The sequence below is a fragment of the Lentzea sp. NPDC036949 genome, from assembly GCF_055608075.1.
The window spans coordinates 511,818-531,296 of record NZ_JBVJRA010000003.1; the positions used below are offsets into that span (position 1 = coordinate 511,818).

At 69.6% G+C, this 19,479-nt stretch carries 19 protein-coding genes and 2 riboswitches; of the genes, 14 read left to right on the forward strand and 5 right to left on the reverse strand.

The genetic code is table 11. The features are described 5' to 3' along the window. The first annotated feature begins 39 nt into the window (after positions 1-39). The 8 genes from ACZ7CD_RS11895 (at position 40) to glyA (ending at position 6,998) form a co-directional block, all read left to right on the forward strand. Positions 40-1,176: an acyl-CoA dehydrogenase family protein gene (locus ACZ7CD_RS11895; RefSeq protein ID WP_470378865.1), complete on the forward strand. Its 1,137-nt coding sequence runs from the start codon at positions 40-42 to the stop codon at positions 1,174-1,176. Then, positions 1,173-2,297, forward strand: a complete 1,125-nt coding sequence (locus ACZ7CD_RS11900; protein WP_360390220.1) for a CaiB/BaiF CoA transferase family protein — start codon at positions 1,173-1,175, stop codon at positions 2,295-2,297. The genes ACZ7CD_RS11895 and ACZ7CD_RS11900 overlap by 4 nt, the downstream gene beginning before the upstream one ends. 337 nt (positions 2,298-2,634) lie before the next feature. Beyond that, a complete protein-coding gene (locus ACZ7CD_RS11905) occupies positions 2,635-2,814 on the forward strand; it encodes a hypothetical protein (protein ID WP_360390217.1) in 180 nt (59 codons plus the stop codon). Between the two features lie 164 nt (positions 2,815-2,978). Continuing rightward, a complete protein-coding gene (locus tag ACZ7CD_RS11910; RefSeq protein ID WP_360390214.1) occupies positions 2,979-3,470 on the forward strand; it encodes a helix-turn-helix transcriptional regulator in 492 nt (163 codons plus the stop codon). Between the two features lie 129 nt (positions 3,471-3,599). After that, complete coding sequence (locus tag ACZ7CD_RS11915; RefSeq protein ID WP_360390211.1) at positions 3,600-3,983, forward strand: hypothetical protein; 384 nt, start codon at positions 3,600-3,602, stop codon at positions 3,981-3,983. Between the two features lie 14 nt (positions 3,984-3,997). Further along, on the forward strand, positions 3,998-4,300 hold the full coding sequence (locus ACZ7CD_RS11920; protein ID WP_360390208.1) for a DUF3817 domain-containing protein: 303 nt from the start codon (positions 3,998-4,000) through the stop codon (positions 4,298-4,300). A 45-nt stretch (positions 4,301-4,345) separates the two neighbouring features. Continuing rightward, a riboswitch (glycine riboswitch) is annotated at positions 4,346-4,436 on the forward strand. A gap of 1 nt (position 4,437) precedes the next feature. Next, positions 4,438-4,525: riboswitch (glycine riboswitch) on the forward strand. Positions 4,526-4,624: 99 nt separating this feature from the next. Beyond that, positions 4,625-5,719: a glycine cleavage system aminomethyltransferase GcvT gene (gene gcvT, locus ACZ7CD_RS11925; RefSeq protein ID WP_360390205.1), complete on the forward strand. Its 1,095-nt coding sequence runs from the start codon at positions 4,625-4,627 to the stop codon at positions 5,717-5,719. A gap of 13 nt (positions 5,720-5,732) precedes the next feature. Beyond that, positions 5,733-6,998, forward strand: a complete 1,266-nt coding sequence (gene glyA, locus ACZ7CD_RS11930) for a serine hydroxymethyltransferase (protein WP_458430785.1) — start codon at positions 5,733-5,735, stop codon at positions 6,996-6,998. A gap of 252 nt (positions 6,999-7,250) precedes the next feature. Here glyA and ACZ7CD_RS11935 read toward each other — a convergent pair whose 3' ends face one another. Then, the gene (locus ACZ7CD_RS11935; RefSeq protein WP_360390199.1) at positions 7,251-7,805 is read right to left on the reverse strand and encodes a COG4315 family predicted lipoprotein; all 555 of its coding nucleotides are present in this window, start codon (positions 7,803-7,805) and stop codon (positions 7,251-7,253) included. Between the two features lie 295 nt (positions 7,806-8,100). Between ACZ7CD_RS11935 and ACZ7CD_RS11940 the strand changes: the two genes are divergently transcribed. The 3 genes from ACZ7CD_RS11940 to ACZ7CD_RS11950 are packed head-to-tail and all read left to right on the forward strand — an operon-like array spanning position 8,101 to position 12,119. After that, a complete protein-coding gene (locus ACZ7CD_RS11940; RefSeq protein WP_470378905.1) occupies positions 8,101-9,294 on the forward strand; it encodes a class I SAM-dependent methyltransferase in 1,194 nt (397 codons plus the stop codon). Beyond that, positions 9,291-10,061 (forward strand): DUF1295 domain-containing protein, encoded by a 771-nt coding sequence (locus tag ACZ7CD_RS11945; protein WP_470375705.1) that lies wholly within the window; start codon positions 9,291-9,293, stop codon positions 10,059-10,061. The genes ACZ7CD_RS11940 and ACZ7CD_RS11945 overlap by 4 nt, the downstream gene beginning before the upstream one ends. A 9-nt stretch (positions 10,062-10,070) precedes the next feature. Next, on the forward strand, positions 10,071-12,119 hold the full coding sequence (locus ACZ7CD_RS11950; protein ID WP_470378866.1) for a S9 family peptidase: 2,049 nt from the start codon (positions 10,071-10,073) through the stop codon (positions 12,117-12,119). Positions 12,120-12,189: 70 nt separating this feature from the next. Here the strand turns inward: ACZ7CD_RS11950 and ACZ7CD_RS11955 are convergent, their stop codons facing one another. The 4 genes from ACZ7CD_RS11955 to ACZ7CD_RS11970 form a co-directional block, all read right to left on the reverse strand. Beyond that, a complete protein-coding gene (locus tag ACZ7CD_RS11955) occupies positions 12,190-13,005 on the reverse strand; it encodes a spermine/spermidine synthase domain-containing protein (protein WP_360391446.1) in 816 nt (271 codons plus the stop codon). Positions 13,006-13,034: 29 nt separating this feature from the next. After that, on the reverse strand, positions 13,035-13,430 hold the full coding sequence (gene speD / locus ACZ7CD_RS11960) for an adenosylmethionine decarboxylase (protein ID WP_030466682.1): 396 nt from the start codon (positions 13,428-13,430) through the stop codon (positions 13,035-13,037). A gap of 34 nt (positions 13,431-13,464) precedes the next feature. After that, on the reverse strand, positions 13,465-14,631 hold the full coding sequence (locus ACZ7CD_RS11965; protein WP_360390188.1) for a type III PLP-dependent enzyme: 1,167 nt from the start codon (positions 14,629-14,631) through the stop codon (positions 13,465-13,467). Between the two features lie 107 nt (positions 14,632-14,738). Continuing rightward, positions 14,739-15,923 carry a metallophosphoesterase gene (locus ACZ7CD_RS11970; RefSeq protein ID WP_360390185.1) on the reverse strand — a complete coding sequence of 395 codons (1,185 nt, stop codon included), beginning with the start codon at positions 15,921-15,923 and terminating at the stop codon, positions 14,739-14,741. 89 nt (positions 15,924-16,012) lie between these two features. Between ACZ7CD_RS11970 and ACZ7CD_RS11975 the strand changes: the two genes are divergently transcribed. The 3 genes from ACZ7CD_RS11975 to pabB all read left to right on the forward strand — a co-directional run bounded on the left by ACZ7CD_RS11975 (position 16,013) and on the right by pabB (position 19,428). Further along, positions 16,013-16,510: a SigE family RNA polymerase sigma factor gene (locus tag ACZ7CD_RS11975; protein ID WP_360390182.1), complete on the forward strand. Its 498-nt coding sequence runs from the start codon at positions 16,013-16,015 to the stop codon at positions 16,508-16,510. Further along, on the forward strand, positions 16,507-17,352 hold the full coding sequence (locus ACZ7CD_RS11980) for a hypothetical protein (protein ID WP_470378867.1): 846 nt from the start codon (positions 16,507-16,509) through the stop codon (positions 17,350-17,352). The genes ACZ7CD_RS11975 and ACZ7CD_RS11980 overlap by 4 nt, the downstream gene beginning before the upstream one ends. A 90-nt stretch (positions 17,353-17,442) precedes the next feature. After that, positions 17,443-19,428 (forward strand): aminodeoxychorismate synthase component I, encoded by a 1,986-nt coding sequence (gene pabB / locus ACZ7CD_RS11985; RefSeq protein WP_470378868.1) that lies wholly within the window; start codon positions 17,443-17,445, stop codon positions 19,426-19,428. The last annotated feature ends 51 nt before the right edge of the window (positions 19,429-19,479 follow it).

Genomic DNA, 19,479 nt, shown 5'->3' on the forward strand with positions numbered 1-19,479 from the left:
TCATGGCGTCGGCCACCCGCCGGTGGTTTCGTTGACCGCATGGCAGAGCGTCGATCGCGGTGGATGGACAGCGACCTGGACCAGTTGCGCCAGCTCGCGCGCATGTTCATGGAGAAGGAGGTCGTGCCGCACCAGGAGCGCTTCGCCGAGCAGAAGCAGGTCGACCGCGACCTGTGGACCAAGGCGGGCGAGCTCGGGTTGCTGTGCCTGAGCATCCCCGAGGAGTACGGCGGCGGTGGCGGCACGTTCGCACACGAGGCCGTTCTGCTCGAAGAACAGGCACGTGCCGGCGACAGCTCGTGGGGCAACAGCGTCCACAGCGGCATCGTGGCCCACTACCTCAACTCCTACGGCACCGAAGAGCAGAAGCACCGCTGGCTGCCCAAGCTCGCGTCCGGCGAGTACGTCGGCGCGATCGCGATGTCGGAACCCGGCGCGGGCTCGGACCTGCAGTCCATCCGCACGAAGGCGATCCGCGACGGCGACGAGTACGTCATCAACGGCTCCAAGACCTTCATCACCAACGGCGTGCACGCCGACCTCGTGGTCGTCGTCGCGAAGACCGACCCCGGTCAGGGCGCGCAGGGCATCTCGCTGCTCGTGGTCGAGCACGACATCCGGCGCGGCCGCGTGCTCGACAAGGTCGGCATGAAGGGCCAGGACACCGCCGAGCTGTTCTTCGACGACGTCCGGGTGCCCGCGGAGAACCTGCTGGGCGGCCAGGAGGGCATGGGCTTCGTCCAGCTCATGCAGCAGCTGCCGCAGGAACGCCTCATCATCGGCGTCGCCTCGATCGCGGGCATCGAGGCCGCCGTCGACGTGACGCTGAAGTACGTGAAGGAGCGCACGGCGTTCGGCAAGGAGCTGATCAAGTTCCAGAACACCCGCTTCAAGCTCGCCGAGTGCGCCACCGAGGCGGCCGTGACCAGGGCGTTCATCGACGAGTGCGTCGAGAAGCACCTCAGGGGCGAGCTCGACGTGCCGACCGCCGCGATGGCGAAGTACTGGGCGAGCGACCGGCTGAGCCGCGTCGTCGACGAGTGCCTGCAGCTCTTCGGCGGCTACGGCTACATGAACGAGTACCCGATCTCCCGCGCCTGGACCGACGCCCGCGTGCAGCGGATCTACGGCGGCACGAACGAGATCATGAAGGAAATCATCGCGAGGTCGCTGTGAGCGGGCCGCTCGCGGGGCTGAAGGTCGTCGAGCTCGCGGGCCTCGCGCCCGCGCCGTTCGGCTGCATGGTGCTCGCCGACCTCGGCGCGGACGTGGTCCAGGTGCACAAACCGGGCGCCCACCCGGCGGTCCCCGGTGACTTCCTCGGCCGCAACCGGCGCTCGATCGCGGTCGACACCCGCACGCCCGAGGGCGCCGAGCTGGTGCTGACCCTGGTCGAACGCTCGGACGTGCTGGTCGAGGGCTTCCGGCCGGGCGTCACCGAACGGCTCGGCATCGGGCCCGCGCAGTGCCTGGCCCGCAACCCGCGCCTCATCTACGGGCGCATGACCGGGTGGGGCCAGGACGGGCCGCTGGCCGACCGGGCCGGGCACGACATCAACTACATCGCCGTCGCGGGCGCGCTGGAACCGCTCGGCCGGGCCGGCGGGCCACCGTCGTTCCCCATCAACCTCCTGGGTGACTTCGGCGGGGGAGGGCTGCTGCTGGCCCTCGGCGTGCTCGCCGCGCTGTACGAGAGGGAGCGGTCCGGGCGCGGCCAGGTCGTGGACGCGGCCATGGTCGACGGTGCCGCGCTGCTCACCACGTTCCTGCACGGCATGCGCAACGCGGGCATGTGGTCCGGTGGCCGCGGCGAGAACATGCTCGACGGCGGGGTGCCGTTCTACGACGTCTACGAGGCCGCGGACGGCAGGTACGTGGCCATCGGCGCGCTGGAGGAGAAGTTCTACGCCGACCTGGTGCGCGTGCTGGGGCTGGCGGACGCACCGTCGCGCAACGACCCGGCCCGGTGGCCTGAGCTGCGCGAACACATCGCGGCGGCGGTCAGGACCCGCACCAGGGACGAGTGGGCCGACCTCGCGCGGGACACGGACGCCTGCCTGGCGCCGGTGCTGACCCCGGCCGAGGCGGCGGAGCACCCGTTCACCGCGGAGCGCGCCACCTTCGTGGACGTCGCCGGTGTGCGGCACCCGGCGCCGGCGCCCCGGTTCGACCGGACCCCGGCGGCGGTTCCGACCCCTCCGGTGCCGGTCGGGGCGAACACCGCGGAAGTGCTCGCGAACATGGGTGTGGCGGAAGACCGAATTGCGGAACTGCGGCGGGCTGGAGCAATTGCGTGAACGGTCGGAGGCGCATTAATGACGACACCACGCCGTGACGGAGCGTGATGCCGGGCATTCGGCATCCGGGTGAGGCCCGGTGCACCTGTGTCTTGTCCAAGCTGTGGGATTCGAGGGTCCTCGCGCTCACCTCGTGCCCAGGACATCGGCGCTGGAAACCGGCGGCTTTAGCCGCCATTCGGGTGACAACAGGCCCGGTGCAGACGTGCGGTGGCGGTGGATCCGCCGCCCTGCCTGGCGTGGTGGTTGTTCATCGCACGGGTGAATGAGGGAGCATGTCGGGTGACACGGGCGGTTCGCCGCCCCACCTGTGAGCGACATGGACGGAGAGGGACCTGTGAACCTCAAGAAGGTGCTGGTGCTGGCGGGCGTCGCGCTGGTGCTGTTCCTCCTGATCACCCAGCCGGAAGAGTCCGCGTCGGGGGTCCAGACGGCCCTCGGCTGGCTGCGCGAGGGTGCGGAGTCGATCATCACCTTCGTCAGGAGCCTCTTCGGGACGGCCACCCCCGTCGCCTAGTGACCCTCGGTGATCCTCGGCCCTCCGCGTTGAGCCGGACGGGTGGAATGAGGCCAATCACGCACTGGTAACGGGTGTTCTGGCGATTCAGGGTCTGGCGATTGTCAGACCTACCGAATACCTTCCGCTGCAATGGCCGATCCCCGACCGACGAGGAGGCATGGATGGTCGAGGACTCCGGGGTCCACGAGCTGTTGCAGCAGTGGGCGGCTGAACGGTCTGACGACGCAGAGATGCAGGAGGTGAACCGGATCAAGAACGCGTGGCTCGCGGAGGCTCCCCCCTCGGCGCCCGGCATCCCCGTGCAGCGGGGAGGCAGGAGTGGGCCGCGTGGCTTGGTCAAGGTCGACTCGGCGGATCCGGCCTACGTGGCCGCGATGCGCAAGCGGGCGCCGGAGGCACCCGAGGCACTGCTCGCCGCCGCGGCGAGCTACTGGCAGCTGGTGGGCGACGTCGCCGAGGCCGAGCAGTGGTGGGACGCGGGCATCAGCCCGCTGGACCAGCGCGCGCTCGACTACCGCGCCGCCGGCCTCACGCCTGCCGACCTCGGAAGGCGCCTGGGACCGATGACGGTTCTCCAGCACCTCCGCCGCGGTTCGGCCGCGGCCTGGTGCGTTGCTCGTCTGCAGAGGCAGCGCCGGGACGGCGTGGCGTAGGAGAAGCGGGCTGTCGAGGCATCGGCAGCCCCGAAGTTCACTCGCAAACGGGCACGCGCGCTCCCGTGGCGCGCTACCCCTCACGGGTGGCCTCCTGACAGGAGGCCCCACCCCAGTAGTGTGGAGGTCGTGCGCGGCCTCCTTACTCCCCAGCGTGTGCTGATCGCGCTCGCCTGTCTGGCGGCGCTGGTCCTCTGCTGCGGGCTCGCGTGGTGGCAGTGGCAGCGCTTCGAGTCCGCGAGCGGCACGTTCCAGAACCTCGGGTACGTGCTCCAGTGGCCGCTCTTCGGCCTCTTCCCCCTCTTCATGGTGTGGCGGTTCCGCCGTCTCGCGCGCCAGCGCCGTGACGAGGCTCTCTCCGCACCGGAGCCGGTTGCACCCCCCGTCGCACCGGTGACTACCGTTGACGCCGTCAAACCCGCGCCTGTCGAGCACTTCGACGACGAAGAAGACGCGGAGCTCGCGGCCTACAACCGCATGCTCGCGGACCTCAACGCGCGGGACGGTCGTTGAGCGAAGGCGGGCAGATGAAGGGTGCGTTGACCCGGTTCCGGGTCATGGCTTACGTGGTCGGTGTCTTCCTGCTGCTGCTGGTCGTGGCGATGGTGCTGAAGTACGCCGCCGGCATGGACCAGGCGATGAAGGTCGTCGGCCCGATCCACGGGTTCCTCTACGCCATCTACCTGGTGCTTTCGGTCGACCTGGCGCTGAAGCTGCGCTGGTCCATCAAGGGCACCGCGCTCGTGCTGGTCGCGGGGACGATCCCGTTCCTGTCGTTCTGGGCGGAGCGCAAGGTGGTGGAGAAGACTGCTCAGGGCGTGCCGCTGTGACGTTCGGCCTGCTAGCGTCTGGGGCAACCAACTGAACACGGCCGTCGATGTCGCGCGGGAGAGCTCCCTTCAGCGGGAGCGCCGAAGGAGCAACTCCTCCCCGGAATCTCTCAGGCACAGATACCGCACGACGAAGGCAACTCTGGAAAGCAGGCTCATCAGGAGCCTCGCCCACGGTGCAAGTCGCTCCGGCGACGAAGCTCTCAGGCTCATGACAGAGGGGGAGGCTCGCTCTGGTGAGGAGTCTCCGGTGGACCGTGTCATTCTTCTGTTGCCTCAGCCGGCCTGGCCCGGCTCTTCGGCGCACCCTGGAGGAGCGTTCTGATGTCCCGCCTCACGCCACTGAACGCTGAGCACGAGTCGCTCGGCGCGATGTTCACCGACTTCGCGGGCTGGAAGATGCCGCTGCGCTACTCCAGCGAGCTGGCCGAGCACCACGCCGTGCGCACCACCGCCGGCCTGTTCGACCTCACGCACATGGGTGAGATCGTGCTGACCGGGCCGCAGGCCGGTGCCGCACTCGACTACGCGCTGGTCGGCCACATCTCCGCGCTCGCGGTCGGCAAGGCCCGCTACACGATGATCACCCAGGCCGACGGCGGCGTGGTCGACGACCTGATCGTCTACCGGCTGGGCGACGAGGAGTTCATGGTCGTCGCCAACGCCTCGAACGCCGCCGTGGTCGCCGAGGCGCTCGTCGAGCGGGCCGCCGGGTTCGACACCGTCGTCACGGACAGGTCCACGGACTACGCGTTGATCGCGATCCAGGGCCCGAAGTCGGTGGAGGTCCTGGCCGGGCTGACCGACACCGACCTGTCGACGGTGAAGTACTACGCCTCCTACCCCTCGAAGGTGGCCGGGGTGGACGCGCTGCTCGCGCGCACCGGCTACACCGGCGAGGAGGGCTTCGAGCTGTTCGTCGCGCCCGACGACGCCGCCGCAGTGTGGACGGCGCTGCTGGAGGCCGGGCAGCCGCACGAGCTCAAGCCGTGCGGTCTCGGCTGCCGCGACACGTTGCGCCTGGAAGCCGGAATGCCGTTGTACGGCAACGAGCTGACCACCTCGCTCACCCCGTACCACGCGGGTCTCGGCCGGGTCGTGAAGCTCGACAAGCCGGGCGACTTCGTCGGCCGCGAGGCGCTGACCGAGGTGTCCGAGTCCGATGTGGACTCCGTGCTGGTCGGCCTGAAGACCCCCGAGCGCCGCGCGCCCCGCCACGGTTACGCCGTGCTGAACGGCGACGAGGTCGTCGGCGAGGTGACCTCGGGCGCGCTGTCGCCGACCCTGGGCTACTCGGTGGCGATGGCCTACGTGAACCGGGCGAGCTCCGCGCCCGGCACCCCTCTGCTGGTGGACGTCCGCGGCAAGAAGCAGCCGGTCGAGGTCGTCGCACTTCCGTTCTACAAGCGCGCCAAGTAGGGAGATCCTCCAGATGTCCGACCAGTTCAACGCCTCCCTCGCGGAGTACGACCCCGAGGTCGCGCAGGCCGTTGCGGCCGAGCTGGCGCGCCAGCAGGGCACCCTCGAGATGATCGCCTCGGAGAACTTCACGCCGGTCTCGGTGCTGCAGGCCCAGGGTTCGGTGCTGACCAACAAGTACGCGGAGGGCTACCCCGGCCGCCGCTACTACGGTGGCTGCGAGCACGTCGACGTCGTCGAGCGCCTCGCCATCGAGCGCATCAAGTCGCTCTTCGGCGCCGGTTTCGCCAACGTCCAGCCGCACTCCGGCGCCCAGGCCAACGCCGCCGCGATGTTCGCGCTGCTGCAGCCCGGCGACACGATCCTCGGCCTGGACCTCGCGCACGGCGGTCACCTGACCCACGGCATGCGCATCAACTTCTCCGGCAAGCTCTACAACGTCGTGCCGTACCACGTCTCCGACGGTGACGGCCGCGTCGACATGGCCGAGGTCGAGCGCCTCGCCACCGAGCACCGCCCGAAGCTGATCGTCGCCGGCTGGTCCGCCTACCCGCGCCAGCTGGACTTCGCCGAGTTCCGCCGCATCGCGGACTCGGTCGAGGCCTACCTGATGGTCGACATGGCGCACTTCGCGGGCCTCGTGGCCGCGGGCCTGCACCCCTCGCCCGTCCCGCACGCCCACGTCACGACCACGACGACGCACAAGACCCTCGGCGGTCCGCGCGGCGGCGTGATCCTGTCGAACGACGCCGACATCGCCAAGAAGATCAACTCGGCGGTGTTCCCCGGCCAGCAGGGCGGTCCGCTGGAGCACGTGATCGCCGCCAAGGCCGTGGCGTTCAAGCACGCCGCGTCGGAGGAGTTCGCCGACCGCCAGCGCCGCACCCTCGACGGCGCCCGCATCCTCGCCGACCGCCTCTCGCAGCCCGACGTCGCGCAGGCCGGCGTGAAGGTGCTGACCGGCGGCACGGACGTGCACCTGGTCCTGGTCGACCTGGTCAACTCCGAGCTGGACGGCAAGCAGGCCGAGGACGTGCTGCACCGGATCGGCATCACGGTCAACCGCAACGCGGTCCCCAACGACCCGCGCCCGCCGATGGTCACCTCGGGTCTGCGCATCGGCACCCCGGCACTGGCCACCCGCGGCTTCGGCGAGGTGGACTTCACCGAGGTCGCCGACGTGATCGCCGAGGCCCTCAAGCCGGGCGCCGCGATCGACGAGCTGCGCGCCCGCGTCGAGGTGCTGGCCGCGAAGCACCCGCTGTACTCCACGCTCTGACCCTGCGGCAACGACAAGGGGCGGCACCGGACCTCCGGCGCCGCCCCTTCTCCGCCTGTTCGAACGTCACGCGGGGGGCCCCGCGTTTCCCTGTAGGGAACGCGGGGCCCCCGCGTGACATGAAAGACCACTCGATCGGGTGAGAGCGGAACGACGGGAACCCCGGCCCCTTCCCCAGGGCCGGGGTTTCGCGTGTCAGGGTGTCGTGTGTGTCAGGTGGACCGTCCTAACGGGATGGTCGTTGCAAGGGGACTAGGCCGCGGGCACCGTCACGCCGGGGGGAAGGCATTCGACGTTGCGCTTGCCGTCGGGCTGGATCACGAACCAGGTGTTGCCGACGCCCTGGCCTTTCCAGGCGCCCGGCTTCGGGTCCTGCGAGTAGGCGTAGAGCGCCCAGCCGTCGATCGCGACCTGCTTCTTGCCGTCAGCGCGGGTGATCAGCGAGACGAGCTTCGAGTCGATGCCCTCGACCTGCGGGATCGTGTCCGACAGCAGCGGCGGCCACGTGATGGCGCACTGGCCGTTGCAGTTCGACTTGCCTTCCGGCTTCGGGGTGTCCTTGTCGAAGCGGTACATCGTGCGGCCGTCGCCGTCCTGGACGACCAGGCCCATCTTGTCGACCGGCTTGCCGACCAGCTTCAGCGAGCTGACCGGTGCGGCTGCGGGGGGCTGCTGCGCGGCCGGGGTCTCCGGTGCCTGCTGCTGAACCGGGGTCTCGGGCGCCTGAGCGGGTTCCTGGAGCACCGGGGGCTGACCCACGTCGCCGTAGTCACCGAGGACGCCCAGGTCGGTTTCGGTCTGTGCCACCGGCTTCGAGTTCGTGCCACTTCCCGTGGCGCTCCAGACACCAAGACCCAGCACAACTGCCAGTCCCGCGGCGAGCCCGATGGCAATGCGGTTACGTCGGATCACACTCATGTCCTCCTTGTCCGTCGTTCGCTCTACCGGGCCATACGGGCGTGGTTGCGTCTCGGTTCAGAAACGAACCGAACCTCTTGCCGTCCCGAACGTCAGGCGGAGCCGGTTTCGCAGGAGGTGCAGGGTGGTCGTCGCTGGTCAGCTGGCAGGAGTGGCGGAACGGGTGCTGGGTGCGCCGCTTCCGATCGGGATTCGGGCGTGGGACGGGAGCGTGGCCGGCCCACAGGACGGGACCGTGCTCGTGCTCCGCTCCCGCGACGCGCTGCGCCGGCTCGTGTGGAGCCCGAACGAGCTCGGGCTCGCGCGGGCGTACGTGAGCGGCGAGCTCGACGTGGAAGGCGACCTCGCGGCCGGGCTCTCCCAGGTCTGGGGACTGGTGCGGCGTGGTGTCACGCGCAGGCCGAAGCTCACCGAGGTGGTGCGGCTCGCGCTGGACCTCAAGGTGGTCGGGCGCAACCCGGACGCGCCGAAGGAGGAGGCACGGCTCAAAGGCGCACTGCACAGCAAGAAGCGGGACCGGGACGCGATCTCGCACCACTACGACCTGAGCAACGCCTTCTACCGGCTCGTGCTCGACCCGAGCATGGCCTACTCGTGCGCGTACTTCACCGCCGAGGACGAGGAACTGGAGCAGGCGCAGCACAACAAGCTCGACCTGGTGTGCCGCAAGCTCGGCCTGCAGCCCGGCCTGCGGCTGCTCGACGTCGGCTGCGGGTGGGGCTCGATGATCATCCACGCGGCGAAGCACTACGGCGTGCACGCCACCGGGGTCACGATCTCCGCTCAGCAGCGCGAGCACGTCCTCTCGCGCATCGCGGCCGAAGGGCTGGAGGGCCGGGTCGAGGTGCGGCTGCAGGACTACCGCGAGGTGCGCGGCGAACCGTTCGACGCGATCTCCACGATCGAGATGGGCGAGCACGTCGGCGAGCGGAACTACCCCGAGTACGCCGCGACGCTGCACCGGCTGCTCAAGCCAGAGGGGCGGCTGCTGCTGCAACAGATGTCGCGCGGCCGGAACGCGCCAGGCGGTGGTGCGTTCATCGAGTCGTACGTGGCACCGGACATGCACATGCGACCGGTCAGCCAGACGACCGGGTTCCTGGAGGCGGCCGGGCTGGAGATCCGGGACGTGCACGCGTTGCGCGAGCACTACGTCTGGACCGTCCGCGCGTGGGCGCGGACGCTCGAAGAGAGGTGGGACGAGGTCGTCGCGCTCGTCGGCGAGGGTCAGGCGCGCGTGTGGCGGCTCTACCTCGCCGGCGGCGCGCTGACGTTCGAGGAGGGACGGATGGGCGTGGACCAGGTCCTCGCGGTGCGCAGGAGCGAGAACGGCCGCAGCGGCATGCCGCGCGTGCGCCGTGAGCTGGTGGCCCGGTGAGCTACCCGGTCAGCTTCCTCGTGGTGCTGGTGGTGCTCACCGCGTTGTTCGGCTACGCGGACCGGCGCAAGCGCTACGACCTGGTCGACTCCGCCTGGGGACCTGGCTTCGCGGTGATCGCGGTGGTGACGTTCCTGTTCGCGGACGGCGAACCGGTGCGGAACGTGCTGGTCACGGCGCTCACGGTGATCTGGGGCGTGCGGCTCGGCGTGCACATCCTCCTGCGCAACCGGACCAGGGACGAGGACCCGCGCTACCGGGACATCCTCAAGCGCGCCAAGGGAAATCCGCGGCTGCGGATGTACCGGGTGTACCTGTTGCAGGCCGTTCTGATGTGGATCGTGTCGCTGCCGGTGCAGGTCGCACAGCACCTTGACGCGCCGTGGGGAGTGCTAGATTGGGCCGGAACGACCTTGTGGGTGGTCGGCTTCACAGTTGAGTCAGTCGGTGACTGGCAGCTCTCGCGGTTCCGGGCGGACCCGGCGAACGAGGGCGCCGTCATGGACCGCGGGTTGTGGCGCTACACCAGGCACCCCAACTACTTCGGGGACGCCGTGGTGTGGTGGGGCCTCTTCCTGTTCGCGGTGCACTCCTGGCCGGCGGCGCTCACGGTCATCAGTCCGGTGGTCATGACGTGGCTGCTCGCCAAGGGCACGGGCAAACCGCTGCTCGAGAGGGACATCGTGTCGCGCCGGCCGGGGTACGCCGAGTACGTGCGTCGTACCAGCGGTTTCGTTCCCATGCCCCCGCGTTCGCGCGCGGGATAGTGTGAGCGGGTGGGCAACGACATCTCCTTCCCGCGCCAACAGGCGCGCTCTCAGCGGTTCACCGTCGGCGCACCGCGCACCTTCGCGGTGTCGCCGGACGGTTCGCGCGTGTTCTTCCTGCGCCCGGCCACGGCCACGAGCCGTGCGAACGGGCTGTGGGAGCTGAACACGACCACCGGCGTCGAACGGCTGGTGGCCGATCCCGGCCGCCTGCTGACCGATCCGGAGGACCTGCCCGCGGAGGAGAAGGCCCGCCGCGAACGCACGCGCGAGTCCGGCGCGGGCATCGTCGGCTACGCCCTGTCCGGTGACGCGAACGTCGCCTCGTTCGCCCTGTCCGGCCGCCTGTTCGTGGCCGACCTGGTGAGCGGGGACGTGCGCGAGCTGCCGACCGGTGGCGGCGTCATCGACCCGCGCGTCGACCCGACGGGTCAGCGCGTGGCGTACGTGACGCGCGGGACCCTGCGCGTGGTCGAGCTGGACTCGGGCGACGACCGCGCGGTCGCCGTGCCCGACGGCGAGGACGTCACGTTCGGCCTGGCCGAGTTCATCGCCGCCGAGGAGATGTCGCGCTACCGCGGCTACTGGTGGGAGCCGGACGGCACCCGCCTCATCGCCGCGCGCGTGAACAACTCCCCGGTGCGCCGCTGGTACATCGCCGACCCGGCGAACCCCGCGACGCCGGCCACCGAGATCGCCTACCCGGCGGCGGGCACGGACAACGCCGCGGTGTCGCTGCACGTGGTGTCGCTGGACGGCACCTTCGTGCCGGTGCTGCTGGAGTTCGACTACCTCAACGACGTGCACTGGTCAGCCGGTGGTGCGCCGCTGATCACCACGCAGACCCGCGACCAGCGCACCCGCCGCGTCCACTCGCTCGCCCCGGAGACCGGTGCGGTGTCCGAGCTCGCCGTCGAGACCGACCCGGTGTGGCTGGAGGTCAGCGACGGCGCCCCGGCGTGGACGCCCGACGGCCGCCTGGTCCGGATCGTGCACTCCGGCGACGAGTACGCGTTGCAGGTCGGCGACGACGTCGTGACCGAAGGCCTGCAGGTGCGCCGGGTCCTGGACATCACCGACGACTCCGTGCTGATCGCGGCCTCCGCCGACGACCCCACCCAGGTGCACGTCCACTCCGTCGGCGCGACGGTCGAGCAGTTGTCCACAGGGGATGGTGTGCACACCGCGGTCCGGGGCGGTGGCACGGTTGTACTCGCATCGTCCTCTTTGGACTGGTACGGCCCGAAGGTCACCGTCGGCGGTCGCGAGATCGAGTCGTGGGCCGAGACGCCGGTCATCAGGGCGTCCCCGCGCATGCTGACCCTCGGCGAACGCGACCTGCGCGCCGCCCTGCTGCTGCCCACCGATCACGTGCCGGGCACCAAGCTCCCGGTGCTGCTGGACCCCTACGGCGGCCCGCACGCCCAGCGCGTGCTGTCCGCCCAGAACGCCTTCCTCGCCTCGCAGTGGCTCGCCGACCAGGGCTTCGCGGTGCTCGTCGCCGACGGCCGCGGCACCCCCGGTCGCGGTCTGGCCTGGGAACGCGCCATCGCGTTCGACTTCGCCGGCGCCACCCTGGAGGACCAGGTCGACGCCCTGCACGCCGCGGCGGCACTCGAACCCGACCTCGACCTCGGCCGGGTCGCCATCCGAGGCTGGTCCTACGGCGGTTACCTGTCGGCACTGGCCGTCCTGCGCCGCCCGGACGTGTTCCACGCGGGCATCGCCGGCGCCCCGGTCACCGACTGGCGCCTCTACGACACCCACTACACGGAGCGCTACCTCGGCCACCCCGACGAGCGGCCAGAGGTCTACGACTCCAACTCGCTCATCGCCGACGCGGACAAGCTCTCCCGCCCGCTGATGATCGTCCACGGCCTCGCCGACGACAACGTCGTGGCCGCCCACACCCTGCGCCTCTCCAGCGCTCTGCTGGCGGCGGGCCGGCCGCACACCGTGCTGCCGCTGTCCGGTGTCACGCACATGACGCCGCAGGAACAGGTCGCGGAGAACCTGCTGCTGCTCCAGGTGGACTTCCTGAAGCAGGCGCTCGGCTAGGCGCGCACGAACGGAGGAAGGGCGCCTCCCGGTGACCGGGAAGCGCCCCTCTCTCGTGCCGGAAACCGGCTCAGGCCAGCGACTGCCGCACCCGGTACGGCGGAATGCTGTTGCCCAGCAACGCCAGGTCGTCGATCGACTCCGGCCGGTACCCGGCCGTGGCCAACCGCTCGACCATCAGCGCCGTCGGGTCCTCGACGACGTCCGCGCGCCCGAACAGGTACGCCCACTCGTGCTCGTCAGAGCCGTAGTACGCGACCGTCTCGAACACCTCGTTGAACCGCTGCCAGGAGCGGATCAGCGTGGTGTTGCGCCACATCGTCTGGCAACCGGACTGGTTGACGACGACGCCGCCCGGACGCAGCAGGGCCTTGCACATGCGCAGGAAGTCCGCGCCGTACAGGCGGTTGTGCTGCGCTTCCTCCTCACGCTCGTCGGGCAGGTCCACCAGCACGATGTCGTACTTCTCCGACGTCGTGCGGATGTACTCGAACCCGTCGATGTACTGCACGCGGATCGGGCCCTCGCCCTTCTCCGCCAGCGCCAGCTCCTCGGTCGTGTAGCCGTACGGGAGGTGCTCCGCGCACAGCTTCACGGCCTGCTCGTCGATGTCGATGTGGTCGACGACGGTGGCGCCGTGCTGCACCGCCATCTGGCACACCACGCCCTCGGACGAGCCGATGACCAGCACCCGCTCGACCTGGTCGGCCAGCAGCAGCGCCGGCACCATCAGGGCCTCGTGGTAGGTCAGCTGGCTGAGCTCCGTGGACTGGCGGTCGTCGTCGCAGAACAACGACAGGCCCTGGGCGGTGCGGGCGATCACCAGGTGCTGGAAGTCGGTCTTGGTGTCGACCAGCACCTCGTCCACGCGCCAGTGGCGGGTCATGCCCTCGGCGAGCGGCTCGTTGATCGTGTTCACGCGGCGTGCTCCTTGATGCCACGAGTGACGAGGTCCGTGCTCACGTGAGCAGCGCCCAGAGCGTCAGCGAGTAGCTGGACGGCGAGCGCGGGTTTCGCACGAGTACCGCAGGTGAACACGTCGACGAACACCGACCCCACCTCGGGGTAGGTGTGGATGGACGCGTGGGACTCCGACAGCAGGGCCAGCACGGTGACTCCTTGGGGATCGAACTTCTTGGAGATCACCTCCAGCACGGTTGCGTCGGCCTGCGTGAGAACCTCACCGAGGGCGTGGCGCAAGAACTGCTCGTCGTCGAGCAGATCGGCACTCACACCCGAAAGCTCTGCAAGTACGTGCTGTCCCGCGAACAAACCGACGGTCTCCTCGGTCTGACAGGGCGCTTCGGACATCAATCACTCCAAACTATGTGAAGTACAGGCGGACTCAGACGCAGTACGTGGCCAGCGGCGGGAAGCCGTTGAAGCACACGGACGAATAGGAGGAGGTGTAGGCGCCGGCGTGGAGGATGTCCACGTGGTCGCCCGCCCTCAGGTCGAGCGGCAGGTCGTAGCGGGTGTGCTGGTAGATCACGTCGTCCGCGTCGCAGGTCGGACCGGCCAGCACCACCGGGCCGGTCGGCCCGCCGTCGCGCGAGGTGCGCAACCGGTACGCGATCGCCTCGCCCTCGGTCTCGGCGAGCCCCTGGTAACGGCCGATGTCGATGTACACCCAGCGGCGTTCGTCCGCATAGGACTTGCGCGACACCAGCACGACCGACGAGCGGATCATCCCGGCCTCCGCGGAGATCGCGCGCCCCGGTTCGATCATCACCCGCGGGCGTGCGGCACCGAAGTGCCGGGCCAGCGACTCCTCGATGGCGGCGGCGAAGGCCTCAAGGCTCGGCGTGTCCTCCTGGTACACGGCCGGAAGCCCGCCGCCCAGGTTGACCGTGGTGGTCTCGATGCCCTCCGCGCGCAGCTTCGCCGCGATCAGGGCGGCGTCGGCGATGCCGGAGTCCCAGCCCGCCACGGACAGCTGCTGCGAGCCCGCGTGGAAGGCGACGCCCAGAGGAACGAGCCCCAACCGGTGCGACAACCGCAAGAGATCCGTCGCCATCTCCGGATCGCAACCGAACTTGTTGCCGAACGGGTAGGTGGAACCCTTGCTGTGGACGAGGATCCGCACCAGGACGGACGAACCGGGCGCGTGCTCGGCGAGGAACCGCACGTCCTGCTCGCTGTCCGACACGAACAGCCGCACCCCGCGGGAGAAGGCGTACGCGATGTCGGCGGCCTTCTTGATGGGGTTGCTGTAGGAGATCGACGACGGTGCGGCGCCGCGCGCCAGGCACAGGTCGATCTCCGCGGGGGAGGCGACGTCGAACTGGGCGCCCTGGGCGACCAGCGTCGCGACGACGTCGGCCTCGGGGTTCGACTTGACCGCGTAGAAGATGTCGATGGACGGCATCGCGGCGTGGATCGCCTGGTAACGCGCGCGGATCGTCTCGAGGTCGATCACCAGACACGGTGTCGACGGGTGCTCCTGGTCCAGGAAACGCCGAATACGAGCCTCTGCCTCGTAACGCCGGTCGACGGCGAAGCTCTCGGTCATTTCCCCAGGGTTCCCCCTTCATCCGCCTCGCGTCCGTACGCGGGCACGGCCGTCCACTCTACGGCCTGCACACCGCAAGTGCGCAATCCCGTGGGGCCGAGTGTGATTTAGCCAGCAGACCGGAGCTCGACCAGCGTGATGTCCGGGGGAGCGCCCACGCGCACCGGCGGCCCCCAGAAACCCGCACCACGACTGACGTACAGCCACGTGTCGTCCACCTTCGACAGCCCCGCGACAGCGGGTTGCTGCACCGGCACCACGAAGTTGAACGGCACCATCTGTCCACCGTGTGTATGACCGGACAACTGCAGGTCGACTCCGCGTGAAGACGCGTCGCCCACCTGCACCGGCTGGTGCGCCAGCAGCACGGCGGGGTTGGCGCGGTCGCGGCCGGTGAAGGCGCGGTCGAGGTCGGGGCCGTCGCCGTAGGACTTCCCGGTGACGTCGTTCACGCCGACGAGCTCGATCCCACCGGCGACGGTCAGGCCCTCGTTGCGCAACGGGTGCACGCCCAGCCGGTCGAGCTCGGAGATCCACTGCTCGTGACCGGAGAAGTACTCGTGGTTGCCGGTCACGAAGAAGCTGCCGTGCCGGGACACCAGGTCCCGCAGCGGTGCCGCGGCCTCGCCCAGCTCGGCCACGGTGCCGTCGACCAGGTCGCCGACGATCGCGACGAGGTCGGCCTCCTGCTCGTTGATCATCCGCACGATCCGCTCGGTGTGCGAGCGGCCGAGCAGCGGGCCGAGGTGGATGTCGCTCACCACCGCGATCCGGAAACCGGACAGCGAGGGCTTCAGCTTGTCCAGCGTCACCGGCACGTTCAGCAGCTGCGGGTCGCCGAGCGCCTGCGTCATGCCGTACCCGACGACACCGCCCGCGGCGATGCCGGAGCCGATCGCGACCGACCGCGCGATGAACAGGCGGCGACCGGGGTCGGGCACGACCTCGACCGGCTCGGCCGCCTCCGCGCCGGTGCCGACGGGCACGGGTGCGGCGCTGGCCCTGCGCAGCAGGATGCGCCGCGGGACCTCGGCGATGCCCAGCGCGATGGCCAGGTAGAACAGCACGGCCAGCCACACGAAGCCCGGCCAGGCGAAGAACTTCCCGTACTCCGGCGGCACCCGGCGCGTCACGACCAGCGCGCTCATCAGCACCAGGAACGCGCCGGCGATGGCGGCGGTGCCGACGCGGCGCCCGAGCGAGCGCGGCCGGGTGGTGTCCACGACCAGCCTGCGCCACAGGTAGAAGTGGCCCAGTGCGGTGGGGACGCCGAGGAGCAAAAGGAAAATCACGACATCAGTATGCGTTTCGCGAACTCCGTGCAACCCGCCAGGTTGGCGGTGGCGTGAGTAACCCGGTACCGCAGACAGGGGGAGACCTGATGAGTGACCGGGACGCCGCGTTCCAGGAGTACTTCGCGGCCCGTTCCGACGCCATGCGCGGCACGGCGTATCTGCTGTGCGGCGACTGGCATCGCGCGGAAGACCTCGTGCAACAAGCCTTCACGAAGCTCTACCTGGCGTGGCGGCGAATAGACCGGCACGAGGCGCTGGACGCCTACACCAGGCAGGTACTGGTGCGGACGTTCCTGTCCGAGCGGCGGCGCGGGTGGTTCCGGTTCGAGTCGGTGAGCGAGGACCTCGCCGACTCGGCCGCTGCACCGGGTCGCTACCCGGAGGAGCGGATGGTGCTGCTGGAGGCGCTGGCGAAGGTGCCTCCGAAGCAGCGCGCGTGCCTCGTGCTGCGGTACTGGGAGGACATGTCCGTCGACCAGACGGCCGCTGTCCTCGGGGTTTCGGGAGGAACGGTCAAGAGCCAGGCCGCGCGGGGGCTGCAGACGCTGCGCGGTCTGCTCTCACAGCAGGAGAGGGTTCGATGAACGAACAGGACCTCAGGACGGCTTTCCAGGACGTGGTGGTGACCAGCAGCCCCCCGCCGGCCATGGATCCGAACCGTGCGCTCGACGTCGCGCGCAAGGCCCGGTCCAGGCGGCGGTCGTCGCAGGTCGGCGCGGTGGTGGCGGTGCTCGTGGTGGGCATCGGCCTCGGGTCGGCGTTCGCGCTCGACCCCGGCGGCACGCAGGACTACCTCATCGGTGCGGGGCCGAGCAGCAGCAGCTCCCAGCCGGGTGCCTCGTCGAAGATGGCGTGGCCGTCCGGGCAGAACGACCGCACCGCGCAGCAGGGCCCGCAGGCGGCGCGCGGCGTGCAACTGCTGGAGGCGGTCAAGCAGTCCGCCCAGGCGCACGGCTTCGAGACGCCGTCGCTGAAGTACCAGGACACGAAGTACCAGAACGGCGACCTGCTCCACACCCAGGCGCAGATCTCGTCGAACGAGGGTGAGCCCGAGGTCTGGGAGTACACGTCGTACGTGCCGGTCCGCAAGAACGGCAAGGTCGGCAAGCTGATCGTCGAGGTGTCCACGCCCAGCCAGGGCAACGCCTCCGAGCCGTGTGCCCTGGCCAGGCAGTTCTGGGGCATGAGCCGGGCGATGTGCAAGGTGCGCGACGTCGACGGGAAGAAGGTCGGTGACGCGGCCAGCACGGACCAGGGCCGCGTGATGGGCTGGATGTCGTACAAGCACCCGAACGGCTGGGTCGTGAACGTCGCCCAGAGCGCGGGCTACGACGGAGGCGGCTACCCGGCGCTCGACGTCGAGCCGTTCTCCGGCTCGGAGCTCGCCGCCATGGCGGTCGACCCGAAGTTCGTCCTCGGGAGCTGACCCGGTCGCACACGGAGGGCGGTCACGTTCTGTGGCCGCCCTCTCTCCTGCGTCCGATCGGGTGTTTTGGCAGGTAGAGTGCCGCCCGCGATGCGGACTCTGCTCATCGACAACTACGACTCGTTCACGTTCAACCTCTTCCAGCACCTGGCCGAGGTGAACGGCGCCGAACCCGTGGTCGTCACCAACGACGACCCGCGCTTCCGGCTGTCCGCGCTGCGGTCGTTCGACAACGTGGTGATCTCACCGGGGCCCGGCCGGCCGGGCAACCCCGCCGACTTCGGCCTCTGCCGCGCGGTGGTCGAGCACGCCGAGATCCCGTTGCTCGGCGTGTGCCTGGGCCATCAGGGACTGTGCCTGTCCTACGGCGCCACGGTCGGTCCCGCACCGGTGCCGCGCCACGGCATCGTCTCACCGGTGACGCACACGGGCGTCGACGTGTTCGCCGGTCTGCCGTCACCTCTCGAAGTGGTCCGCTACCACTCGCTGGCGGTCACCGAGCTGCCTCCCTCCCTGGAAGCCGTCGCGTGGAGCGACGACGGCGTGCTGATGGGTGTGCGCGCGCTCGACCGCCCGGCGTGGGGCGTGCAGTTCCACCCCGAGTCGATCTGCACCCAGTCCGGCCGGGAGCTGCTGGCGAACTTCGCCGCCCTCACCCCCACCCGGACCGCCGCCGTCCCCGAACCCGCGGTGGTTCGTACAACGGCTCAGAAGCGCCCTGTGCACGTTCGCCGCCTGGACCTGGCCGTGGACGCGGAGCAGGCGTTCGCGGCCCTCCACGGGACCGCTGAGACCGCGTTCTGGCTGGACAGCGGCTCCGGCGGGCGGTTCTCGTTCCTGGGTGACGCCTCAGGGCCCCTCGCGCGGGTGGCCCGGTACTCGGTGCCGGACCAGGAGCTGGTCGTCGACGGTGAACGCCTGCACTGCCCGTCGTTCTTCTCGTGGCTGGACGAGGACGTGGCCGCCTGGGTCGTCGAACAACCCGACGTGCCGTTCGACTTCGCGCTCGGCTGGGTCGGCTACCTCGGGTACGAGCTGAAAGCCGAGTGCGGCGGTGACTCCGCCCACCGGTCCGACCACCCCGACGCGTCGTTCGTCTTCGCCGACCGCGCCGTCGTGATCGACCACCACGAAGACACCGCTTATTTGCTGTCGCTGTCCGACGACGACTGGTTCGACCAGGTATTGGTCGTATTGAACGCACTCACCCCGTTGCCGGCCCCCGAACCGCCCGCCGCGGTCACCGTGCAACTGCGGCACCCGCGCACGCACTACCTGAAGCTGATCAACGCGTGCCAGGAAGCCATCACCGCCGGCGAGACCTACGAGGTCTGCCTGACGAACATGATGTCCTGGCAGGCCGACATGGACCCCTGGGCCGCTTATCGGCTGCTCCGCGCCGCAAATCCCGTACCGTTCGGCGCGTTGCTGCGTTTCGGTGAACTGTCCGTGCTCAGCGGGTCACCCGAACGATTTATCCGCGTCGACCGGGATGGCGTCGTCGAGTCATCGCCGATCAAGGGCACCCGCCCCCGCGGCGAAGACGCCGCCGAAGACGAGATGTTGCGCACAAGCCTGGCCCGATCGGTCAAGGACCGCGCCGAGAACCTGATGATCGTGGACCTCGTCCGCAACGATCTCGGCACCTGCGCGGAAGTCGGTTCCGTCGAGGTGACCCGGTTGTTCGACGTCGAGACCTACACCACCGTCCACCAATTGGTGAGCACCGTGCGGGCACGACTTCGACCGGACAGTTCCGCCGTCCGATGTGTTCGAGCCGCGTTTCCCGGCGGGTCCATGACCGGAGCACCGAAGATCCGGACCACGCAGATCCTCGACGGGCTCGAAGCTGGTCCACGTGGCGTGTACTCGGGAGCCCTCGGATACTTCTCGCTCAACGGCGCCGCGGACTTCAGCATCGTCATCCGAACGCTGGTCCGCAACGGTGCCCAGGTCAGTTTCGGCGTCGGCGGAGCAGTCATCTCGCTGTCCGAGCCGGACGCGGAATTCGAGGAGACGGCGGTCAAGGCGACAGCCGTGTTGCGGCTGTTCGGAGCGGACTTTCCCGGTCGCTGATCCCACGCGTTCCGGGGATGGTGTGAACGAACCGGGACGTGTTACACCTTT